The 2,204-nt window shown below is 64.1% G+C and carries 2 protein-coding genes and 1 pseudogene; 2 read left to right on the forward strand and 1 reads right to left on the reverse strand.

From position 1 onward, the window contains the following. Window positions 1-146: 146 nt before the first annotated feature. Window positions 147-854, forward strand: coding sequence for a TMEM165/GDT1 family protein (locus tag ACRDUX_RS27070; protein ID WP_526418306.1), 708 nt, complete (start codon window positions 147-149; stop codon window positions 852-854). A gap of 440 nt (window positions 855-1,294) precedes the next feature. Then, window positions 1,295-1,693, forward strand: coding sequence for a helix-turn-helix domain-containing protein (locus ACRDUX_RS27075; protein WP_163744574.1), 399 nt, complete (start codon window positions 1,295-1,297; stop codon window positions 1,691-1,693). 60 nt (window positions 1,694-1,753) lie between these two features. Here ACRDUX_RS27075 and ACRDUX_RS27080 read toward each other — a convergent pair. Further along, window positions 1,754-2,204 (reverse strand): annotated as a pseudogene (locus ACRDUX_RS27080) (hypothetical protein); the annotation flags it as partial.

Below are 2,204 nucleotides of genomic sequence, written 5' to 3' on the forward strand. Positions count from 1 at the left end.
GCGAAGGGGAGTAGCCCCCAATCGTCGTGTCGACATACTGGCGCACAGCCCGGCCGGCGAACCGCACCACGCGGTGGGCGAGACCTTCGACCGAATGTCGGTGGGCCAGGTTTCGGCCCGCCGGCGACGCGTCGAAAGGCTCACTCGTGTTGTCCGCCGCTCTGGTCAGCCTCGGTGTGGTCTTCGTCGCCGAACTCGGCGACAAGTCTCAGTTGATGACGATGACGTACGCCCTTCGGCACCGGTGGTGGGTGGTGCTCTCGGGAGTGGCGATCGCCGCCTTCCTCGTCCACGGACTGTCGGTGACGATCGGCCACTTCGTCGGCCTGACGCTTCCGCAGCGGCCCATCGCGTTCGCCGCCGCCATCGCCTTCCTTCTGTTCGCAGCGTGGACGTGGCGCGACAGCCGCAAGGCTGATGACGACGAGGACGTCCAAGTCGCCGAGCCCCGCTACGTCATCTTCGCCGTCATCTCCTCGTTCGTCCTGGCCGAACTGGGCGACAAGACCATGCTCGCCACGGTCGCCCTGGCGAGTGATCACAACTGGGCGGGCGTGTGGATCGGAGCGACCGTCGGGATGGTGCTGGCCGACGGCGTCGCGATCGCCGTGGGTGCGCTTCTGCACAAACGGTTGCCCGAGCGGTTCCTGCACAGCCTGGCCAGCGTCCTGTTCCTACTGTTCGGACTTTGGCTCCTGTTCGACAACGCGTTGGGCTGGCCGTGGGTGGCCGTGGGCACCACCACGCTGGTCGCCGTGACCGGGCTGGCTGCCGTCGTCGCAGGCTTTGTGAAACGGCGACGCGCCCACGCCGACACCCCACCGGTACTCGATTCGTCGCCAGAAACTGCTTAACTACCCACTGGCTACTGTCAGTCGAATGACCGACAGCGCGGAGCCATCTTCGAAGGTCCGGTGATTGACGTGCGCGAAAGCGGCAGTGATAGCTACCTGTCCCCGGAGCCCATTTTTTTTCGAGCAAATTGCCGATGCCGTCGCTGCGAGTCCGCTGGCAGATTGCCGGGAACGAAATTTGAGCCCGCTGTGACCCGCGTGCGGCCCCTGGCCAACACGGCAAAACAACTCGAGCGTTATTATTTGCTTAGCGGGACCGCACTTCGGCGAGGTTCGAGCTGGAGATAACCCCTGCTAGAGGACACGGTGATGGGTCGCCGACCAGTTCGAGATGGACTTTCTCGTGGTTTGCACTTGGTTGTCGGCAGAACTCTCGCTACGATGATCAGCAAATACGCCGCCAGGGATGACAGCTCGTAACGCAAGTGGAGGACAGATAGATGAGTATGACTTTCAGCGCCCGGCTCAACCGGCTGTTCGACACGGTCTACCCGCCGGGACGGGGCCCTCACACCTCGGCCGAGGTGATTGCCGCGCTCAAGGCTGAAGGCGTCACGATGTCGGCGCCATATCTCTCCCAATTGCGTTCAGGCAACCGGACCAACCCCTCGGTGGCGACCATGGCCGCCCTTGCCAACTTCTTCCGGATCAAGCCGGCGTACTTCACCGACGACGAGTACTACGAGAAGCTGGACAAGGAGCTGACCTGGCTGGCGAGCATGCGCGACGAGGGCATCCGCCGTATTGCGGCGCGCACCGTCGGACTGTCGCCGGAGGCACAGCAGGACCTGGTCCAGAAGGTCGACGAGCTGCGCCGCCAAGAGCACCTGGACGATTAGCCCGATCCGGCTTCAAGACGGTCGGGACGCGGTTTCCGGCGAATCAAGATTTCGACTCGGCTAGGACGCCGCAACGCTGACCCGGTTTTCGAGCGTTCGATACTGGTCGGCGATGGCGAGGATCCACTCGCGATCTGAATACGACGACGGCTGGCGTAGCCAATGTGGTCCCGGAAACTTGGCCTTGGCCGAGTCGCCGTCGGAGCCGCGGTCGGCAAGGATCCACTCGGCGATACGCAGCGCCTGCTCCTCCGGCGGCACGGACGGCGAATCCTGGTAGGCAATTTGCTCCGACGCCGCGGCCGCGTCGCCACCGAGAGCACGGGTGGCTTCCAGGTACAACGCATCCGAGATCAGCGACATCTGCTCCGCGACGCGGAACAATAGAGGGCCGCGCGGACGGACCCCGATTCCGACATTGGGATGCCTACGACTGAGCTCCTCCAGCAGCGGCTGGATGACACGAAGCTCGCGCCTCGCCCCGAACCAGTCCTCGACACTGGGCAACAAC

This window comes from Mycobacterium sp. (genome assembly GCF_050701675.1).
Classification (GTDB): domain Bacteria; phylum Actinomycetota; class Actinomycetes; order Mycobacteriales; family Mycobacteriaceae; genus Mycobacterium.

Bases quoted from the DNA above. Each gene is read 5' to 3' on its own strand.
- ACRDUX_RS27075 (WP_163744574.1), top strand. From the start codon at position 1,295: ATGAGTATGACTTTCAGCGCCCGGCTCAACCGGCTGTTCGACACGGTC.